At 68.4% G+C, this 18,438-nt stretch carries 15 protein-coding genes and 1 tRNA gene; 6 read left to right on the top strand and 10 right to left on the bottom strand.

Translation table 11 applies throughout. The features are described 5' to 3' along the window. The first annotated feature begins 3 nt into the window (after window positions 1-3). Both ACIBJG_RS09060 and ACIBJG_RS09055 read left to right on the top strand, forming a co-directional pair. The gene (locus ACIBJG_RS09060) at window positions 4-894 is read left to right on the top strand and encodes an ABC transporter ATP-binding protein (protein WP_399306290.1); all 891 of its coding nucleotides are present in this window, start codon (window positions 4-6) and stop codon (window positions 892-894) included. Next, window positions 891-1,607 (top strand): ABC transporter ATP-binding protein, encoded by a 717-nt coding sequence (locus ACIBJG_RS09055; RefSeq protein WP_219573771.1) that lies wholly within the window; start codon window positions 891-893, stop codon window positions 1,605-1,607. Before ACIBJG_RS09060 ends, ACIBJG_RS09055 begins: the two co-directional genes overlap by 4 nt. Window positions 1,608-1,672: 65 nt before the next feature. On the opposite strand, the gene ACIBJG_RS09050 is transcribed toward ACIBJG_RS09055, so the two are convergent. Further along, window positions 1,673-2,323 carry an ANTAR domain-containing response regulator gene (locus tag ACIBJG_RS09050; RefSeq protein WP_389059123.1) on the bottom strand — a complete coding sequence of 217 codons (651 nt, stop codon included), beginning with the start codon at window positions 2,321-2,323 and terminating at the stop codon, window positions 1,673-1,675. Between the two features lie 102 nt (window positions 2,324-2,425). Here ACIBJG_RS09050 and ACIBJG_RS09045 point away from each other — a divergent pair. Further along, window positions 2,426-2,508: transfer RNA gene (locus tag ACIBJG_RS09045), tRNA-Leu, on the top strand. A gap of 85 nt (window positions 2,509-2,593) precedes the next feature. Then, entirely contained in the window at window positions 2,594-3,382 is a 789-nt protein-coding gene (locus tag ACIBJG_RS09040) for a helix-turn-helix domain-containing protein (protein ID WP_399305852.1), read from the top strand. A 9-nt stretch (window positions 3,383-3,391) separates the two neighbouring features. On the opposite strand, the gene pyk is transcribed toward ACIBJG_RS09040, so the two are convergent. After that, the gene (gene pyk / locus ACIBJG_RS09035; protein ID WP_399305850.1) at window positions 3,392-4,825 is read right to left on the bottom strand and encodes a pyruvate kinase; all 1,434 of its coding nucleotides are present in this window, start codon (window positions 4,823-4,825) and stop codon (window positions 3,392-3,394) included. Between the two features lie 349 nt (window positions 4,826-5,174). On the opposite strand from pyk, the gene ACIBJG_RS09030 reads away from it, so the two are divergent. After that, window positions 5,175-6,980, top strand: coding sequence for a bifunctional metallophosphatase/5'-nucleotidase (locus tag ACIBJG_RS09030; protein WP_399306288.1), 1,806 nt, complete (start codon window positions 5,175-5,177; stop codon window positions 6,978-6,980). Between the two features lie 87 nt (window positions 6,981-7,067). Here ACIBJG_RS09030 and ACIBJG_RS09025 read toward each other — a convergent pair whose 3' ends face one another. The 3 genes from ACIBJG_RS09025 to pepN form a co-directional block, all read right to left on the bottom strand. Beyond that, window positions 7,068-8,486 carry a lysine N(6)-hydroxylase/L-ornithine N(5)-oxygenase family protein gene (locus ACIBJG_RS09025; RefSeq protein WP_399305847.1) on the bottom strand — a complete coding sequence of 473 codons (1,419 nt, stop codon included), beginning with the start codon at window positions 8,484-8,486 and terminating at the stop codon, window positions 7,068-7,070. Beyond that, on the bottom strand, window positions 8,483-9,961 hold the full coding sequence (locus ACIBJG_RS09020; RefSeq protein WP_399305844.1) for a pyridoxal phosphate-dependent decarboxylase family protein: 1,479 nt from the start codon (window positions 9,959-9,961) through the stop codon (window positions 8,483-8,485). The genes ACIBJG_RS09025 and ACIBJG_RS09020 overlap by 4 nt, the downstream gene beginning before the upstream one ends. A gap of 281 nt (window positions 9,962-10,242) precedes the next feature. Then, entirely contained in the window at window positions 10,243-12,777 is a 2,535-nt protein-coding gene (gene pepN / locus ACIBJG_RS09015; RefSeq protein WP_399305842.1) for an aminopeptidase N, read from the bottom strand. A gap of 128 nt (window positions 12,778-12,905) precedes the next feature. On the opposite strand from pepN, the gene ACIBJG_RS09010 reads away from it, so the two are divergent. Continuing rightward, on the top strand, window positions 12,906-13,469 hold the full coding sequence (locus ACIBJG_RS09010; RefSeq protein ID WP_399305838.1) for a MarR family winged helix-turn-helix transcriptional regulator: 564 nt from the start codon (window positions 12,906-12,908) through the stop codon (window positions 13,467-13,469). Between the two features lie 166 nt (window positions 13,470-13,635). Here ACIBJG_RS09010 and ACIBJG_RS09005 read toward each other — a convergent pair whose 3' ends face one another. Genes ACIBJG_RS09005 through ACIBJG_RS08985 form a run of 5 tightly spaced genes read right to left on the bottom strand, consistent with a single transcriptional unit; the run spans window position 13,636 to window position 18,424 of the window. After that, window positions 13,636-14,706: a Rieske 2Fe-2S domain-containing protein gene (locus ACIBJG_RS09005; protein ID WP_399305835.1), complete on the bottom strand. Its 1,071-nt coding sequence runs from the start codon at window positions 14,704-14,706 to the stop codon at window positions 13,636-13,638. A 7-nt stretch (window positions 14,707-14,713) separates the two neighbouring features. Further along, window positions 14,714-14,944, bottom strand: coding sequence for a recombinase-like helix-turn-helix domain-containing protein (locus ACIBJG_RS09000; protein ID WP_399305832.1), 231 nt, complete (start codon window positions 14,942-14,944; stop codon window positions 14,714-14,716). A 22-nt stretch (window positions 14,945-14,966) separates the two neighbouring features. Next, entirely contained in the window at window positions 14,967-15,938 is a 972-nt protein-coding gene (locus tag ACIBJG_RS08995; RefSeq protein WP_399305829.1) for a PDR/VanB family oxidoreductase, read from the bottom strand. Continuing rightward, window positions 15,935-17,605 (bottom strand): thiamine pyrophosphate-binding protein, encoded by a 1,671-nt coding sequence (locus tag ACIBJG_RS08990; protein ID WP_399305827.1) that lies wholly within the window; start codon window positions 17,603-17,605, stop codon window positions 15,935-15,937. The genes ACIBJG_RS08995 and ACIBJG_RS08990 overlap by 4 nt, the downstream gene beginning before the upstream one ends. Before the next feature lie 33 nt (window positions 17,606-17,638). Next, window positions 17,639-18,424: an SDR family oxidoreductase gene (locus ACIBJG_RS08985; protein WP_399305824.1), complete on the bottom strand. Its 786-nt coding sequence runs from the start codon at window positions 18,422-18,424 to the stop codon at window positions 17,639-17,641. Between the last annotated feature and the right edge of the window lie 14 nt (window positions 18,425-18,438).

The following is an 18,438-nucleotide window of genomic DNA, read 5'->3' as shown; positions in this document are numbered from 1 at the left end:
ACCATGACCACCACCACGAACACCACGACCACCGTCCTCGACGCCAGCGGCGTCACCATGCGCTTCGGCGGCCTCACCGCCGTACGCAACGTCGACCTCACCGTCAACGCGGGCGAAATCGTCGGACTCATCGGCCCCAACGGCGCCGGCAAAACCACCTTCTTCAACTGCCTCACCGGCCTCTACGTCCCCACCGAGGGCAAGGTCAGCTACAAAGGCACCGTCCTGCCACCCAAGCCCCACCTCGTCACCAAAGCAGGCATCGCCCGCACCTTCCAGAACATCAGGCTCTTCGCCAACATGACCGTCCTGGAAAACGTCCTCGTCGGACGCCACACCAGAACCAAAGAAGGCCTCTGGTCCGCACTCCTGCGCCTCCCCGGCTTCACCAAAGCCGAACAGGCCAGCCACGAACGCGCCATGGAACTCCTGGAGTTCATCGGCCTCCAGGACAAGGCCGACCACCTCGCGCGCAACCTCCCCTACGGAGACCAGCGCAAGCTGGAAATCGCCCGCGCACTCGCCAGCGACCCCGGACTCCTCCTCCTGGACGAGCCCACCGCCGGCATGAACCCCCAGGAAACCCGCGTCACCGAAGAACTCATCTTCGCCATCCGGGACCAAGGCATCGCCGTCCTCGTCATCGAGCACGACATGCGCTTCATCTTCAACCTCAGCGACCGCGTCGCCTGCCTCGTCCAGGGCGAAAAACTCGTCGAAGGCACCGCCGAAGAGGTCCAGAGCGACGAACGCGTCATCGCCGCCTACCTCGGCACCCCCTTCGAAGGCGCCCCCGGCGCCGAAGAAGTCGCCGAAGTCGAAGCGGCCGAAGCGGTGGCAAACACCGGCACCAGCCCCAAGGACACCACCACCGAGGAGGAGGACACCCGATGACCGCACTGCTCGAGGTCGAGGACCTCCGCGTCGCCTACGGCAAGATCGAAGCCGTCAAAGGCATCTCCTTCAGCGTCGACGCCGGCCAGGTGGTCACCCTCATCGGCACCAACGGCGCCGGGAAAACCACCACCCTGCGCACCCTCTCCGGACTGCTCAAGCCCATCGGCGGCCGCATCCTCTTCGAGGGCAAGCCACTCGCCAACATCCCCGCACACAAGATCGTCGCCCTGGGCCTCGCCCACTCCCCCGAGGGCCGCCACATCTTCCCCCGGCTGACGATCACCGAGAACCTCCTCCTCGGCGCCTACCTCCGCAACGACAAGGCAGGCATCGAGAAGGACATCCAGCGCGCCTACGACCTCTTCCCCATCCTCGGGGAACGCCGGAAACAGGCCGCCGGAACCCTCTCGGGCGGCGAACAGCAGATGCTCGCCATGGGACGCGCCCTCATGTCCCAGCCCAAACTGCTCATGCTCGACGAGCCCTCCATGGGCCTCTCCCCGATCATGATGCAGAAGATCATGGAGACCATCGTCGAACTCAAGGCCTCCGGCACCACGATCCTGCTCGTCGAGCAGAACGCCCAGGCCGCCCTCTCCCTCGCGGACCAGGGCCACGTCATGGAGATCGGCAAGATCGTCCTCTCCGGCACCGGAGCGGACCTCCTCCACGACGAGTCCGTCCGCAAGGCGTACCTCGGCGAGGACTGACCGCGTACGAGAAAGCCCGCACCCCGGATGTCCGGCGTGCGGGCTTTCTCTGTGTACGACTACGGCTACTCGGCCGCCCGCTTCTTCTCCTCGGCGTCCTCGATCAACGCCTCCGCCAACTGCTGCATCGACAGCCGCCGGTCCATCGACGTCTTCTGGATCCACCGGAACGCGGCAGGCTCGGAGAGCCCGTAATCCGTCTGCAGAATGCTCTTCGCCCGGTCCACGAGCTTCCGCGTCTCCAGCCGCTGCGACAGGTCCGCGACCTCGCCCTCCAGCGCCTTCAGCTCCGCGAACCGCGACACCGCCATCTCGATGGCCGGCACGACGTCGCTCTTGCTGAACGGCTTCACGAGGTACGCCATCGCCCCGGCGTCCCGGGCCCGCTCCACGAGGTCGCGCTGCGAGAACGCGGTGAGCATCAGGACCGGCGCGATGGACTCCTCGGCGATCTTCTCGGCGGCGGAGATCCCGTCGAGGATCGGCATCTTCACATCGAGGATGACCAGGTCCGGCTTGTGCTCCCGGGCCAGCTCGACGGCCTGCTGCCCGTCTCCGGCCTCTCCGACGACCGAGTAGCCCTCTTCTTCCAGCATCTCTTTGAGGTCGAGGCGGATGAGCGCCTCGTCCTCGGCGATGACGACGCGGGTCGTCAGCGGCGGGACGTGCGACTTGTCGTCGTCGGCGACGGGCTGGGGCGACTCGGGGGTGGTCACGGGGCTCCTCGTTGCGGGCCGGGCATGCTGCTGCTGCTCAGCAGCCTACCTAGCAGCGCCGCAGCAACAGGACCCGGTACACTACTCCACAGCTCCCACCTTGCCCGGTTGGAGGAACTGGTGAGACTCGCGGCACTCAAAATGCCGTGCCTTAGGGCATGTGGGTTCGAATCCCACACCGGGCACTCAGCAGAAAAGCGGATGTTCACGTTCTCGTGAACATCCGCTTTTTGCCATTTGTCGGCACGCACCATCGCCCAGAGTGGTGCTGTGATCTTCCACAGCACAGAAGTCCGCCAAAAGGCGCTCGTTCTCCTCAGGTCCGGCACCACGGGCGCCGACGTTGCCCGTCAGCTGGACGTTCCTCGCGGCACCGTGTCGTACTGGCTCCATATGGACCGCTCCAAGCGGGGCGAGTGTCCGGGCTCGCACAACCCGATGTGCCATCGGTGCGACGGCGTCGAACTCAACGAGGCCGCGTACTCCTACCTCCTGGCCCTCTACTTGGGCGACGGCCACGTAAGCCGGTGCTCACAGCACCGAGTACCTAATCTCATGATCACGCTCGATGATGCCTGGCCGGGCATTCAGGACGAGGCCGAGGCCGCCATGCGCAAGGTGTTCCCGGACAACGCCACATGTCGAGTCCGGAAAACCGGCTGCCACAACATCAAGGTCTACTCGAAACACCTTTACTGCCTGTTCCCTCAGCACGGCCCGGGTAAGAAGCATGAGCGTGAGATCACGCTTGAGGCCTGGCAGCAGAAAATCGTGGAAACGGATCCGTGGTCATTCATCCGGGGGCTCATCCACTCGGACGGCTGCCGCATCACCAACTGGACCACGCGCCTCGTCGGAGGTGAGCGGAAGCGCTACGAGTACCCGCGCTACTTTTTCTCCAACAAGTCAGACGACATCCGCAAGCTCTTCAGCGACACTCTCACCACCGTAGGCGTCCAGTGGACAACCCTCGCCCGCGGGAGCGACCCGTTCAACATCTCCGTCGCCCGACGGGCATCCGTAGCCCTCATGGATGCACACGTCGGGCCGAAATACTGAGCCAGCCCCCTACTTCGGGCTGTCGTCCTCGCCGATGTGGTGCACGCGCACCAGGTTCGTCGAGCCCGCGACGCCCGGCGGGGAGCCTGCGGTGATGACGACGACGTCGCCCTTCTGGCAGCGGCCGATCTTCAGGAGCTCCTCGTCGACCTGCGCCACCATCGCGTCCGTCGACTCCACGTGCGGCCCCAGGAAAGTCTCCACACCCCACGTGAGGTTCAGCTGGGAGCGGGTGGCCGGGTCCGGGGTGAAGGCCAGGAGCGGGATGGGTGAGCGGTAGCGGGAGAGGCGCTTGACCGTGTCGCCGCTCTGGGTGAAGGCGACCAGGAACTTCGCGCCGAGGAAGTCGCCCATCTCCGCTGCCGCGCGGGCGACCGCGCCGCCCTGGGTGCGGGGCTTGTTGCGGTCGGTCAGGGGCGGGAGGCCCTTGGCGAGGATGTCCTCCTCCGCCGCCTCGACGATGCGGGACATCGTGCGGACCGTCTCGATGGGGTACTTGCCGACGCTCGTCTCGCCGGAGAGCATCACCGCGTCCGTGCCGTCGATGACGGCGTTGGCGACGTCGGAGGCCTCGGCGCGGGTGGGGCGGGAGTTCTCGATCATCGAGTCGAGCATCTGCGTGGCGACGATGACCGGCTTGGCGTTGCGCTTGGCGAGTTTGATCGCGCGCTTCTGGACGATCGGGACCTGTTCCAGGGGCATTTCGACGCCGAGGTCGCCACGGGCGACCATGATGCCGTCGAAGGCGGCGACGATGTCGTCGATGTTGTCGACGGCCTGGGGCTTCTCGACTTTGGCGATGACGGGGAGGCGGCGGCCTTCCTCGTCCATGATGCGGTGGACGTCCTCGATGTCGCGTCCGCTGCGGACGAAGGAGAGGGCGATGACGTCGGCGCCAGTGCGCAGGGCCCAGCGGAGGTCTTCGATGTCCTTCTCCGAGAGGGCGGGGACGGAGACGGCGACGCCGGGGAGGTTGAGTCCCTTGTGGTCGGAGACCATGCCGCCTTCGATGACGGTGGTGTGGACGCGGGGGCCGTCGACTTCGGTGACTTCGAGGGTGACGCGGCCGTCGTCGATGAGGATGCGTTCGCCTGCGGTGACGTCGGCGTGGAGGCCGGTGTAGGTGGTGCCGCAGGTGTGGCGGTCGCCTTCCATGGGTTCGACGGTGATGGTGAAGTCGTCGCCGCGTTCAAGGAGTACGGGTCCTTCGCGGAAGCGTCCGAGGCGGATCTTCGGGCCTTGAAGATCGGCGAGGATGCCGACGCTGCGGCCGGCTTCGTCGGATGCTTTGCGTACGTGGTGGTAGCGGTCTTCGTGTTCGGCGTAGGTGCCGTGGCTGAGGTTGAGGCGGGCGATGTCCATTCCCGCGTCGACCAGGGCTTTGATCTGGTCGTATGTGTCGGTGGCGGGTCCTAGGGTGCAAACGATTTTGGCTCGGCGCATGGTTCGAGCCTAGACCTTACCTACGGGTAGTTATCTGGCTGTGCATGACTGGTCAACGACCTTTGGGTGAAGGGTTTTTGACAAGTGTTGAATTGTGCGGCGGGGTGCTCGGATGAGCATTCGGCGGGGGGTTCTGGGGCTGTGGGGCCGGGTGGTGTGGGCGGCGGGTTCGCTGTGGCAACCGGATGCACCGGCGGGTGGTCATCGAATAGAAACCTGCCGGGGGTGTTGCCTGGGGTGGTGTGTGGGTGATTATCTACGCGCGTTGTCCACGCGTGCGTGGGATCTACGCGCGTTGTGTACGGAGTGAACTGTGCACGGAGTGAACTGAGATGTGGGAGAGAACGAGATGCCGCTGAACCGAAGGACGTTCCTGGGCACATCGGCCGCGGCCGGTGCGGGTGTGGCGATCGCGGGTGGTGCCGCGGTGCCTGCCGAGGCGCATGGCCATGGGGCCGGGCACGGGCGTCCGCCGAAGCGGTACTCGTTCACCGTGATGGGCACGACGGATCTGCACGGGAACGCGTTCAACTGGGACTACTTCACGGACAAGGAGTTCGACGACAAGGACCACAACGACGTCGGTCTGGCGAAGATCTCGACGCTGGTGGACCAGGTGCGTCGGGAGAAGGGTCGTCACAACACCCTGATGATCGATGCGGGTGACACGATCCAGGGTACGCAGTTGTCGTACTACTACGCGAAGGTCGATCCGATCACGGCGAAGCACGGTCCGGTGCACCCGATGGCGCAGGCGATGAACGCGATCGGGTATGACGCGGCGGCGCTGGGCAACCACGAGTTCAACTACGGCATTCCGGTGCTGCGGAAGTTCGAGGAGCAGTGTGATTTCCCGCTGCTGGGTGCGAACGCGCTGGATGCGAAGACGTTGCGGCCGGCGTTCGCTCCGTATGTGATCAAGAAGCTGCGTACGCCGCACGGCCGGGATGTGAAGGTGGCGATCCTGGGGCTGACGAATCCGGGTATCGCGATCTGGGACAAGGCGAATGTGAGCGGGAAGATGGTGTTCCCGGGGCTTGAGGAGCAGGCGGCGAAGTACGTTCCGCGGCTTCGTTCGATGGGTGCGGATGTGGTGATCGTGTCGGCGCACTCGGGGAGCAGTGGGACGTCGTCGTACGGTGATCAGATTCCGTATGTGGAGAATGCGGCGGGTCTGGTGGCGGAGCAGGTGCCGGGGATCGATGCGATTCTGGTGGGTCATGCGCATTCGGAGATTCCCGAGTACTTCGTGGAGAACAAGGAGACGGGTAAGAAGGTCGTGTTGTCCGAGCCGTTGAAGTGGGGGCAGCGGCTGACGTTGTTCGACTTCGATCTGGTGTGGGAGAAGGGGCGCTGGGTGGTCGAGAAGGCCGGTTCGCAGGTGCTGAACTCCAACACGGTGGCGGAGGACCGGAAGATCACCAGGTTGCTGGCGGATGAGCACAGGAAGGTGGTGGCGTACGTCAACCAGGTGATCGGTACGTCGGCTTCGGAGATGACGACGGTCGAGGCGGCGTGGAAGGACGAGCCGATCATTGATCTGATCAATGTCATCCAGGCGGAGACGGTGAAGGCGGCGCTGGCGGGTGGTGAGTATGCGGCGTTGCCGGTGTTGTCGCAGGCGGCGTGTTTCTCGCGTACGGCTCGGATTCCGGCGGGCGATGTGACGATCAAGGATGCGGCGGGTCTGTACACGTTCGAGAACACGCTTGAGGCGCGGTTGCTGACGGGTGCGCAGGTCAAGGATTATCTGGAGTTCTCGGCGCAGTATTACGTGCAGACGGCGGCGGGCGTTCCGGTGGATACGGCGAAGTTGACGAATGCGAACAATACGCCGGATTACAACTATGACGTGGTGTCGGGTGTGACGTATGACATTGATATTGCGAAGCCGAATGGTTCGCGGATTGTGAATCTGTCGTTCGGGGGGAAGGCGATCGATCCGGCGGCGCAGTTCGTTCTGGCGGTGAACAATTACCGGGCGAGCGGTGGGGGTAACTTCCCGCATGTGGCGGGTGCGAAGCAGTTGTGGGCGAATTCGGAGGAGATCCGGACGACGATGATTGCGTGGGTGCAGGCGAAGGGTTCGGTGGATGGTGCGGAGTTCGCTTCGGTGGACTGGCGTCTGACGCGGGATGGTTCGCCGGTGTTCTAGGCGGGCGTGTGTGACGCGGGTGTGTGTGGCGGCCGCTCTCTTCCTTTGGTGGGAGGGGGCGGCCGCTTTTTTTGTGTCCGTGTGTCGTCAGTTGCCTCGGGAGAGGGGGACGAGGGTGGGGGGTTGTGCGGGGATGCCGGTGTGCTGGGGGGTGAGGCCGAAGGTGGTGAAGGCGGTGCGTTGTGGGAGGGGGTAGGGGGTGGTGCCGGTGAGGTTGTTGAGGATGGTGGCGCTGCGCCAGGCGGCGAGGCCGAGGTCGGGGGCGCCGACTCCGTGGGTGTGGCGTTCGGCGTTCTGTACGTAGATGTTGCCGGTGATGGTGGGGTCGAGGTCGAGGCGGTAGTGGGCGTCGATGCGGGGGCGGCCGGCGGTGTCGCGGCGTAGGTGGGTGCCGAGGTTGCCGAGGATCTGGTCGAGGGGGCGTTCGCGGTAGCCGGTGGCGAGGACGACGGCGTCGGTGGTGAGGCGGGTGCGGGTGCCTTGTTGGGTGTGTTCGAGGTGGAGTTCGACGCGGGTGGTGGCGACGCGGCCTGCGGTGCGGACGGTGACGCCGGGGGTGAGGGTGGCGTCGGGCCAGCCTCCGTGGAGGGTGCGGCGGTAGAGCTCGTCGTGGATGGCGGTGATGGTGTCGTGGTCGATGCCTTTGTGGAGTTGCCATTGGTGGGGGACGAGTTGGTCGCGTGCGGCTTCGGGGAGGGCGTGGAAGTAGCGGGTGTAGTCGGGGGTGAAGTGTTCGAGGCCGAGTTTGGAGTACTCCATGGGGGCGAAGGCGGGGGTGCGGGCGAGCCAGTGGAGTTTTTCGTGGCCGGTGGGGCGGGCGCGGAGGAGGTCGAGGAAGATTTCGGCGCCTGATTGTCCAGAGCCGATGACGGTGATGTGTTCGGCGTCGAGGAGTTGTTGGCGGTGGTGGAGGTAGTCGGCGGAGTGGATGACGGGGACGGTTCCGGCGTCGGCGAGGGGTTTGAGGGGTTCGGGGATGTGGGGTTCGGTGCCGATGCCGAGGGCGATGTGGCGGGTGTGGGCGCGGCCGAGGGCTTCGGCTTCGCCGTGGGGGTCGAGTTGGGTGAAGTCGACTTCGAAGAGGGCGCGTTGGGGGTTCCAGCGGATGGCGTCGACTTGGTGGCCGAAGTGGAGTGCGGGGAGTTGTTGGCTGACCCAGCGGCAGTAGGCGTCGTATTCGGCGCGTTGGATGTGGAAGCGCTCGGCGAAGTAGAAGGGGAAGAGCCGGTCGCGGGTGCGTAGGTAGTTGAGGAGGGTCCAGGGGCTGGTGGGGTCGGCGAGGGTGACGAGGTCGGCGAGGAAGGGGACTTGGAGGCTGGCGCCGTCGATGAGGAGGCCGGGGTGCCAGTGGAAGGCGGGGCGTTGGTCGTAGAAGGTGGCGGCGATGGGGTGGGTGAGGCCGTGGGCGAGGGCGGCGAGGGAGAGGTTGAAGGGGCCGATGCCGATGCCGACGAGGTCGTGGGGCTGATCGGTCTCGGGGGTGGGCCGGTCGGTCCGGGCTGTCATCGGTGGGTGCTGCTTTCCGTGGTTTCGGTGGTTTCGGCTGTTTCGGTGGTTCCGGCTGTTTCAGCGGTTTCGGTGAGTTCGGTGGCTTCGGTGAGTTCGGTGGTGAGGTGGGTGACGAGGTCGAGGAGTTTTTGCAGGTCGTCGGGGGTGGTGTGGGGGTTGAGGAGGGTGGCTTTGAGCCAGAGGTGGCCGTGGGTGCGGGTTCGGCCGAGTACGGCGTGGCCTCGGGTGAGGAGGGTGCGGCGGATGGTGGCGACGGTGTGGTCGTCGGCGCCGGTGGGGCGGAAGAGGACGGTGGTGATGGTGGGACGGTCGTAGAGGTCGAGGGTGGGGGTTTTGGTGATGAGGTCGGCGAGGTGGTGGGCGGCGGTGCAGGTGCGGTCGATGAGGTCGGCGAGTCCGGTGCGGCCGAGTGCTTGGAGGGTGACGGCGATTTTGAGTGCGTCGGGGCGGCGGGTGGTGCGCAGGGAGCGGCCGAGGAGGTCGGGGAGTCCGGCTTGGGTGTCGTCGTCGGCGTTGAGGTAGGGGGCGTGGTGGTGGAGTGGGTGGAGGTAGTGCTGGTCGGGGACGGCGAGGATGCCGGCTGATGCGGGTTGCCAGCCGAGTTTGTGGAGGTCGAGGGTGACGCTGTGGGCGCGGTCGAGGCCGTTGATCTTGTGGCGGTGGGTGGGGCTGAGGAGGAGTGGTCCGCCGTAGGCGGCGTCGATGTGGAGTTCGGCGCCGTGGGTGTCGCAGAGGTCGGCGATGGCGGTGAGGTGGTCGATCTGGCCGGTGTCGGTGGTGCCTGCGGTGGCGGTGACGAGGAGGGGGCCGTGTTCCTGGTGCCGGGTGAGGGTGTCGTTGAGTGCGTTGAGGTCGATGGTGCCGTCGGGGGCGGGGACGGTGAGGGGCGCGGGGAGGCCGAGGAGCCAGGCGGCGCGGGTGATGCTGTGGTGGGCGTTGGTGCCGGTGATGGTCTGGAGGGTGGGGCCGTGGCGTTCTCGGGCGAGGAGGAGGGCGAGTTGGTTGGCTTCGGTGCCGCCGGTGGTGATGAGGGCGTCGGGGTGGGTGTGGTGGGGGTAGATCTCGGCGGCGAGGGCTGCGGTGATGTCGGCTTCGAGGGTGGAGGCGGCGGGGGCCTGGTCCCAGGAGTCCATGGAGGGGTTGAGGGCGGAGGCTGCGAGGTCGGCGGCGGTGGCGAGGGCGAGGGGTGGGGTGTGGAGGTGGGCTGCGCAGAGGGGGTCTGCGGGGTCTGCGGCGCCTTCGGTGAGGGCGCCGATGAGGGTGGCGAGGGCGTGGTGGGGGCCGGTTCCGTGTTCGGGGATGACGGGGTCGAGGGCGGTGCGCATGTGGGTGGTGACGGTGTCGGGTCCGCCGACGGGGAGGGGGCCGTCGCGGCGGCGGGCGCCTTCTTGGAGTGCGGTGAGGACGGTGTCGATGAGGGGGCGCAGGGCGGTGGGGCCGGTGGTGGATCCGGCGAGGGGTGGGGTGGGCATGGGTGGGTGGCCCTTCGGGTGCACACGGGTGGACACGCCAGCTTGTCCGGGTTTCGGTGGGCGTTGTCGGGGAGCCCGGTGATCTGAACTCGAAAGGGGGATGGGTGGGCGCTTGGGGGCGTTGGTGTGGGGTTCGGGTGGTAGTGGTGCGTGCGGTGGCGGGTCCGGATATGGGTGTGCCCGGCCTGTCCTCGGGGTGAGGGCGGGCCGGGCACGGGTGGTGCGGGTTGTGCGGGTGGTGTGTGGCTTCGGGTCAGTGGCGGTGGATCAGTGGCGGTGGATCAGTGGGCGTTGCGGACGGTGAGGGCGCGGCGCAGGTCGTCGATCTGGTCGGCGAGTTTGCGGCGCAGGGCGGGGATGAGGGCTTGGTCGGTGAGGGCCTGTTCGCCGAGGTGGAGGCTGTCGGCGTCGATGGTGTACGCGGGGAAGGCGTAGCGTCCGGCGGCTTCGGCGATGGCGGGGCCGCGGCGGACGGCGAGTGCGGTGGCGTCGGGGTAGTAGCGGGGCACGTATGCGGTGACGAGATCGGTCTGTTCGGGCTGCCAGAAGCCTTGGGCGGTGGCGGTGAACAGGTAGTTGGAGAGGGTGTCGTCGGTGAACATGGCGTGCCAGGCGACGGCCTTGGCTTCGGGGGTGGGCAGGGCGGCGCGGCAGCGGGCGGCGCCTTCCTGGCCGGTGGCGCTGGGGTCGGCTTCGAGTTCGGCGGCGATGGCTGTTTCGTCGGTGGCGCCGAGGACGGCGAGGCGGGTGAGGATGCGCCAGCGTAGTTCGGGGTCGAGTTCGGGGCCGCCGGGGACGGTGCCGTCGGTGAGCCAGCCGTGGATGGTGTCGGGCTGGGTGGCGGCGTCGATGAAGTGGCGTACGGCGGTGAGGCGGAGGCCGGGTTGGGTGCCGTCCTCGGTGCGGCGGATGAGGTCGCGGGTGAGGGCGGTGAGGGTGGTGAGGGCGGCGGGCCGGTCGTGGGGGGTGATGTAGCGGGCGGCGACCTGGGTGTCGGCGAAGGTGAGGACGCCTTGGAGGAGGGCGAGGTCGGTTTCGTGCGGGAGGTGGGTGCGGGCGGCTTCGAGGTAGGTGGTGGGGGCGAGTTCGCCGTCGCGGACCATGTCGCGGGCGGCGTTCCAGATGACGGCGCGGGTGAGGGCGTCGGGGATGCCGGAGAGGCTGTTCAGGACGGTGTTCCAGGAGTCCGGGTCGAGGCGGATCTTGGCGTAGGTGAGGTCGTTGTCGTTGAGGACGACGAGGGCGGGGCGGCGGCCGGGGCGGGTGGTGGTGCTGTCGCCTTCGTGGGGGCCGTCCTGGGTGGCGTTGTCCTGGGGGATGTTGATGTCGAAGCGGTCGCGCAGGACGAGCCGGTCGGGGCCGGACTGGGTGTCGATGGCGTGGTCGTACGTACCGACGGTGATGCGGTGGGGGCGGGTGCCCTGGTGGTCGACGGCGAGGGACCAGGTGGTGTCGGCTTCGGTGAGGTGGGGGGTGAGGGTGTCGACTCCGGTGGTGCGCAGCCACTGTTCGGCCCAGGCGTGGACGTCTCGGTCGGTGGCGGAGGCGAGGTTGTCGATGAAGTCGGCGAGGGTGGCGTTGCCGAACTTGTGGCGGGCGAAGTGGGTGTTGATGCCGGCCAGGAAGTCCTTTTCGCCGAGCCAGGTGACGAGTTGGCGCAGGGCGGATGCGCCCTTGGCGTAGGAGATGCCGTCGAAGTTGAGCATCGCGGATGCGGTGTCGGGGACGGCGGCGGGGTCGGGGGCGACGGGGTGGGTGGAGGGGCGCTGGTCGGCGTCGTATCCCCAGCCCTTGCGGGCGACGCCGAAGTCGACCCAGGTGTCGGTGAAGCGGGTGGCTTCGGCGAGGGTCTGGTAGCCCATGTATTCGGCGAAGGACTCGTTGAGCCAGATGTCGTCCCACCAGGCGAGGGTGACGAGGTCGCCGAACCACATGTGGGCCATTTCGTGGGCGATGACCATGCCGCGGGTCTGGCGTTCGGTGTCGGTGACGGCGGAGCGGTAGATGAATTCGTCGCGGAAGGTGACGAGGCCGGGGTTCTCCATGGCGCCCGCGTTGAATTCGGGGACGAATGCCTGGTCGTAGGAGTCGAAGGGGTAGGGCTCGTCGAACTTTTCCTGGAAGCGGTCGAAGCAGGCGCGGGTGATGTCGAGGATCTCGTCGGCGTCGGTGTCGAGGTGGGGGGCGAGCGAGCGGCGGCAGTGGATGCCGAAGGGCAGTCCGGCGTGTTCGGTGGTCACGGAGTGCCAGGGGCCTGCGGCGACGGCGACGAGGTAGGTGGAGACGGGGGGTGTGGGGGCGAGGGTCCAGCGGCCGTCGCCGGTGTGCCGGGAGATTCCGTTGCCGAGGACGGTCCAGCCTTCGGGGGCGGTGACGGTGAGGGCGAAGACGGATTTGAGGTCGGGCTGGTCGAACGCGGCGAAGACGCGCTGGACGTCTTCCATGAAGAGCTGGGTGTAGACGTAGGTCTCGTCGTCGGTGGGGTCGGTGAAGCGGTGCATGCCTTCGCCGGTGCGGGAGTAGCGCATGGCGGCGTCGATGCGCAGTTCGTGGGTGCCGGTGGTGAGGGCGGTGAGGGGGAAGCGGTTCTCGGTGAGGTCCGCGGGGTCCAGTGCGTGTCCGTCGAGGCTGATGGAGCGCAAGGTGGCGGGCTTGATCTCGACGAAGGTGTCACCGGCGGCGAGGGCGGTGAACTGGATGACGGTACGGGAGTCGAAGGTCTCTTCCCCTGCGGTCAGATCGAGGTCGATCGTGTACCGCTGTACGTCGAGGAACTGGGCTCGGGCCTGCGCTTCATCGCGCGTCAGTACGGACATGGGGCCCATGCTGCCGTATGCGGCGGGCGGTGTGCAGGTGCGTTCTCGCTGGGCTGACGGGGCCCGGCGGCGTCCTTTGAGGGCTAAGATTCTTGATGACGGTGTACCTGTACGGAGGAGTGCCCGGGATGGCGAAGAACGGCTCTGGGGGGCCCGGGGGTTCCGTGGCGTCCACCGGTTCCGCGTCGCGGCAGGATGCGGTGGCGTCGATCGTGGCGGACTGGCGGCGGGAGCGGCCCGAGCTGGATACGGCTCCGCTGGAGGTGTTCGGCCGGCTGCACCGGGCGTTCCTGCGGTACAGCGCGGCGATCTCGCGGCCGGTGGAGCGCAAGGGGCTCTCGATGGCGGGCTTCGATGTGCTGACGGCGCTGCGCCGGGCGGGGGCGCCGTTCCGGCGTACGGCGGGTGAGCTGGCCGATTCGGGGCTGATCAGTTCGGCGGGGGTGACGCTGCGGATAGACCGTCTGGAGAAGGACGGGCTGATCCGGCGGGAGCGGGATCCGCAGGACCGTCGGGTGGTGCACTCGCGGCTGACGGACGAGGGGCTGTCGGTGATCGACGAGCTGTTCTCGGAGCATCTGGACAACGAGCGGCGGATGCTGGCGGGGTTGTCGCCGCGGGAGTGCGCGCAGTTGGCGGGGCTGTTGGAGAAGTTGGAGCGGTCTGTGTTGGCGGCGGAGTCGGGCGAGTAGTAGTGGGGGGGCGGGGGCGCTCCGCGGGGCGCCGGTACCCCGGTGCGGGATGTGTCCTCAATCGCCGGACGGGCTTGATTTTGCCGGTGTCCGGATTGATTGTGCAGGTGTCCGGATTGAGGGTGCCGGGGCCCGGGGCGATGGTGCCGGCGATTGAGGACGTGGGTCAGGCCGTCGCCGCCTGGGCTTCCGCTTCTGTGCGGTACATGCGGCGTACGCGGACCACGCCCAGGTCGTGCTGGTAGAGGTTCTCCGCCTGGTCGGCGTCCGTGCGCAGGTCCTCCAGCATGATGCGGTCCTGTTCGAGGACGTCCCAGTGGCGGTCCTCCAGGAGCGTCTTGTAGAGGAAGCGCCAGGTGTCGCGCTGCCAGTCCGTGACCTTGCGGTAGCGCCAGAAGAAGACGGCGCAGCGGTCCTCGTCGATGGGGGTGGCCATGCCGACGATGCCGAAGGGTCCGCCGGGGCCGGCGGTCGGCGGGTAGGGGATGGTGAGGTCGACCCAGTCGACGCCGGTGCGGCAGAGTTCGACCCAGTCGAAGTTGACGCCGCTCTGGTCGGTCTTCTCGAAGAAGAAGCCGCGTTCGGTCTCGCGGATGCGGAAGCGTGCGGTGGTCTGGCCTTCGGCCATGCTGTGCGAGTCGCGGTGGAGGAACGAGCCGTGCATGGGGTCGAGCAGGTTCTCGACGGCGTAGCGCCAGTTGACGTTCCACTCGGCGTAGCAGAGGAACGCGGATGTGCCGGGGTCGGTGAGGTGTTCGGGCAGCACGAGTGGTGCCGGTTCGGGGTGCTCGTTGTCGCCGAAGTAGGCGAGGATGCCGCCGGCGGTCTCGATGACGTGGGGGGCTGCGACGAGTTGTTTGCCTTCGAGGTTGCAGCCGGGGAGGCCGGGTACGGCGGCGACGGTGCCGGTGCCGTCGACCTGGACGCCGTGGTACCAGCAGGCGATGCGGTCGCCGAGGTGTTTGCCGAGGGAGAGGCGGGCGCCGCGGTGGGGGCAGCGGTCCTCGAGCATGTGGAGGGTGCCGTCGGCTCGGCGGAAGAGGAGCCATTCCTCGCCGAGGAGGGTGAGGCGCTTCATGCCGCCGGCGGGGACGAAGTCGGAGGGGCAGACGGCGTACCACTGGTTGCGGATGCCGGTGGCGTAGAGCCGGTCGGCGGTGCGGTTGCCGGGGCGGGCGACTTCGGAGGGGCGGGTGGGGGTGCCCGGCTGCACGGGGGTGGTGGTGTCGGTGGTCATGGTTGTCTCACGCTCCCAGGCGTCGCATCTCGTTGCGGAAGGTGTCCTCGGTCCACGGGCTGCCGTCGGGGGCGGGCAGGTCGCGGGCGTTGAGTCCGGCGACGAGGCCGGGCAGGTCGTGGGCTCCGCTGCCGAAGACCTCTTCGATCACTGCGGCGAGCTTCTTCTCGTACGGGGTGGGCTCGGCGGTGCGTGCCTGGTGCGGGTTGAGGTACTGCGGGGTGGTCGTGCTGGTCATGTCGGCTCCCTTCGGGGGCGTGTCAGAGGTCGAGTACGAGGCGGGGGGTGCGGGCGCGGGAGACGCAGAGCATCATCGAGGCGCCGGTTTCGCGTTCGGTCTCGGTGAGGAGGAAGTCGCGGTGGTCGGGGGTGCCTTCGAGGACTTTGGTCTCGCAGGTGCCGCAGATGCCGTCGCGGCAGGAGGAGGCGACGGGGATGCCGGCGTTCTCCAGTGCGTCGAGTACGGAGGTGGTGGGGCCGACCTCGACGGTGCGTCCGGTGCGGGAGCAGACGACGTCGATAGCGGTGTCCTCGCCGTCGCGGGGTGCGGCGGTGGGGGCGGCGAAGCGTTCCGTGCGGGCGTCGGGGTGGCGTTCCTCGACTGCTGCGAGGAGGGGTTCGGGGCCGCAGCAGTAGACCTGGGTGCCGGGGGCGAGGTCGCCGAGGAGGGTGTCGAGGTCGATGTGGCCGTGCTCGTCCTGGGGGACGAACTCGACTGTTCCGTCGGGTAGTTCGGCGAGTGTGGCGAGTTCGGTGAGCTCTGCGCCGAAGGCCATGGAGGTGCGGGTGCGGCCGCCGTGGACGAGGCGCCAGGGGGTGCGGGTGCGGGTGGCCTCGCGGGCCATGGCGAGGAGCGGGGTGATGCCGATGCCGCCCGCGATGAAGAGGTAGCCGGTGGCGTCGCCCGTGGTGTCGAGCTCGAAGTGGTTGCGGGGGCCCTGGACGTGGAGCCTCTGGCCGGGGCGGAGTTGGGTGTGGAGGTGGGCGGAGCCGCCGCGGGAGGCGGGTTCGTGGAGGACGCCGATGCGCCAGTGGGTGGTGTCGGCGGGGTCGGAGCACAGGGAGTACTGGCGGATGTGTCCGCCGGTGTGTACGTCGATGTGGGCGCCGGGCTGCCAGGCGGCGAGGGGTGTTCCTTCGGGGTGGGTGAGTTCGATGCTCAGGACGCCGTCGGCCTCCCAGGTCATGCGGTGGACGAGCAGGTCGAGCCGGGGTTCCTCGGCGGGCGTCATGACGGGTTGCCTCCCTGTCCAGGGGTATCGGTTGCGGTGGCGGGGAGCTTGACCGGCGGGGTGAACGGGGTGTTCATCGGGCCGAGTGCGGTGAGGTCGATCTCGACGAGGGTGGGGCCCGGGGAGGCGATGGCCTCCTTGATGACGGGTCCGGCGTCGGCTTCGGCGGCGATCTTCGCGTACGGGAGGCCGACGGCGGCGGCGAGGAGGGCGAAGTCGGGGGTGGTGAGGTCGACTCCGGAGCGGCGGGGGAAGTGGGTGTCCTGCATGTTGCGCAGGACGCCGTAGCCGCCGTCGTTGAAGACGAGGAGGGTGAGGTCGGGCTTCTCCTGGGCGAGGGTGAGGAGTTCGCCGAGGTGGACGGCGAGGCCTCCGTCGCCGGCGATGACGACGGTGGGGGTGTCGGGGCGGCCGAGTGCGGCGCCGATGCCCATGGCGAGGCCCTGTCCGATGCCGCCGCCGCGCGGGAAGACGTTGGTGGCCGGGTCGGTGATCTCCAGGAGCCGGTTTCCCCAGGTGGAGGAGGGGATGGTCACGTCGCGGGCGATGACGGATCCGGGCGGGCAGGCGTCGCGGATGGCGTCGTTGATCGCGGCCTGGGGTCCGATGGCGTGGCGTTGTGCGCTGCGGGCGTCGGTGCGGGCCTTGCGGACGCGGTCGGGCCAGCTCGTCTCCGTACCGCCGCTGGTGACGCGTCCCAGGAGGGCGGCGAGTACGGCGGTGGCGTCGCCGTGCAGGGCGACGGTGGCGGGGTACACGCGGCCGGGGGCGGCCGGGTCCAGGTCCAGTTGGATGTGGACGGCCGGGAGTTCGAGGCTGTAGTCGGCGGTTTCGTTGGAGCGGAAGTGGGTGCCGATGGAGAGCAGCACGTCGGCTTCGGCGAGGAGGGCGCGGCCGGCGGGTGCGGTGGCGTAGTTGCCGAGGACGCGGTCGTCGGTCTCGGGGACGGAGCCGCGGCCGGAGTTGGAGGTGACGAGTCCGGCGTTCAGGGCGTCGAGGAGTGCGGCGAGTTCGGGGCGGGCGCTGTTGGCTCCGCCGCCGGCCCACACGAGGGGGCGGCGGGCGGCGGAGAGCAGGGCGGCCGCTTCGTCGAGGAGCGCGGGGTCGGGCAGGGCGGGGGTGGCCGGCTGCGGCACGGGCGTGCCGGTGAGGTCCTGGGGGGCGAACTGCAGGTCGATGGGCCATTCGACGCTGACGGGGCCGTGCGGGGCGGTGAGTGCGCGGGCCGCTGCGTCGCGGAGGATGTCGCCGGCGTGCGCGGCGTCGGTGACGGTGACGGCGTGGGTGGAGACCGCGCGGAGCATGCCGAGCTGGTCCTTGGTCTCGTGGATGAAGCCGCGTCCGGAGCCGAGGTACTCGCTGTCGATCTGTCCGGTGATGTGGAGGACGGGGGTGCCGGAGCTGAGGGACTCGATGAGGGATCCTGCGGCGTTGCCTGCTCCCGTACCGGTGCTGGTGAGGGCGCAGCCGAGGTTGCCGGTGGCGCGGGCGTAGCCGTCGGCGGCGTTGACTGCGGCGGCTTCGTGGCGGACGGGGACGAAGCGGAGGTCGCGGTCGACGGCTTCGACGAGCGGCAGGTTGTGCACGCTGACGATGCCGAACACCGTGTCGACGCCGAGTGCGCGCAGCGTCTCGACGAGCAGGTCGCCGCCGTTGGGTCGGTTCATGTCGGGTGCTCCTGAAGGGGTGGGGGATGTGGGTTACGCGATGGCGCGGTTGACGCCGCCGCAGACGTCGAGGGTGGTGCCGGTGATGTACGAGGCCCTGGGTGACAGGAGGGCGGTGACGGCGTACGCGACTTCGTCGGCGTTGCCGAGGCGGCCGAGCGCGATGCCGCGGTCTGCGGCGAGTTCGGCCTGCCAGGCGGGGTAGTCGAGGGGGCTGCCGGAGGCGGCGTAGCGGCGTTCCCACTGTCCGGTGTCGACGAGGCCGAGGCAGACGGAGTTGACGCGGATGCCGTCGGGGGCGAGTTCCTTGGACAGGGAGGTGGAGAGGTTGAGGATGCCGGCGCGGGCGGCGCTGGTCGTCATCAGTGCGGTCTCGGGCTGTTTGGCGAGGACGGCGTTGATGTTGACGACGGAGGCGTTGCCGGAGGCGCGGAGGTGGGGCAGGGCGGCGTTGAGGGGGTTGAGGACGCCGAAGAACTTGAGTTCGAGTTCGTCGCGCCAGTCGTCGGCGGTGGTTTCGGCGAAGGGTTTCATCCGGGAGGCGCCGGCGTTGTTGACGAGTCCGTCGAGGCCGCCGAGGTGGGTCGCCGCGTTTTCGGTGAAGGTCTGTACGGCGGCTTCGTCGCGTACGTCGCAGGGGGCGTGGTAGAGCGATTCGGGGTCGGCGAGTCCGTCGAGGGCGGCGGTGAGGGCGTCGGCGCGGCGGCCGCAGGTGGCGACGCGGGCGCCTTCGGTGAGGAGCGTGCGGACTGTGGCGAGGCCGACTCCGGAGCTGCCGCCGGTGACGAGGATGCGGCGGCCTTTCAGGCGGAGGTCCATGGGCTTCCTTGCGG

The organism is Streptomyces sp. NPDC050422, from assembly GCF_044458665.1.
Taxonomy (GTDB): domain Bacteria; phylum Actinomycetota; class Actinomycetes; order Streptomycetales; family Streptomycetaceae; genus Streptomyces.
Note: the sequence above shows the minus strand (reverse complement) of the source record. Positions and strands in the feature narration are given on the sequence as shown.

What these genes read in the sequence shown, in the direction of transcription:
- ACIBJG_RS09030 (WP_399306288.1), top strand. Translation starts at nt 5,175, where the DNA reads ATGCCGCTGAACCGAAGGACGTTCCTGGGCACATCGGCCGCGGCCGGT.
- ACIBJG_RS08995 (WP_399305829.1), bottom strand. Translation starts at nt 15,938, where the DNA reads ATGACGCCCGCCGAGGAACCCCGGCTCGACCTGCTCGTCCACCGCATG.
- ACIBJG_RS09055 (WP_219573771.1), top strand. Translation starts at nt 891, where the DNA reads ATGACCGCACTGCTCGAGGTCGAGGACCTCCGCGTCGCCTACGGCAAG.
- ACIBJG_RS09005 (WP_399305835.1), bottom strand. Translation starts at nt 14,706, where the DNA reads ATGACCACCGACACCACCACCCCCGTGCAGCCGGGCACCCCCACCCGC.
- ACIBJG_RS09025 (WP_399305847.1), bottom strand. Translation starts at nt 8,486, where the DNA reads ATGACAGCCCGGACCGACCGGCCCACCCCCGAGACCGATCAGCCCCAC.
- ACIBJG_RS09020 (WP_399305844.1), bottom strand. Translation starts at nt 9,961, where the DNA reads ATGCCCACCCCACCCCTCGCCGGATCCACCACCGGCCCCACCGCCCTG.
- ACIBJG_RS08985 (WP_399305824.1), bottom strand. Translation starts at nt 18,424, where the DNA reads ATGGACCTCCGCCTGAAAGGCCGCCGCATCCTCGTCACCGGCGGCAGC.
- ACIBJG_RS09060 (WP_399306290.1), top strand. Translation starts at nt 4, where the DNA reads ATGACCACCACCACGAACACCACGACCACCGTCCTCGACGCCAGCGGC.
- pepN (WP_399305842.1), bottom strand. Translation starts at nt 12,777, where the DNA reads ATGTCCGTACTGACGCGCGATGAAGCGCAGGCCCGAGCCCAGTTCCTC.
- ACIBJG_RS09000 (WP_399305832.1), bottom strand. Translation starts at nt 14,944, where the DNA reads ATGACCAGCACGACCACCCCGCAGTACCTCAACCCGCACCAGGCACGC.
- ACIBJG_RS09010 (WP_399305838.1), top strand. Translation starts at nt 12,906, where the DNA reads ATGGCGAAGAACGGCTCTGGGGGGCCCGGGGGTTCCGTGGCGTCCACC.
- ACIBJG_RS08990 (WP_399305827.1), bottom strand. Translation starts at nt 17,605, where the DNA reads ATGAACCGACCCAACGGCGGCGACCTGCTCGTCGAGACGCTGCGCGCA.
- pyk (WP_399305850.1), bottom strand. Translation starts at nt 4,825, where the DNA reads ATGCGCCGAGCCAAAATCGTTTGCACCCTAGGACCCGCCACCGACACA.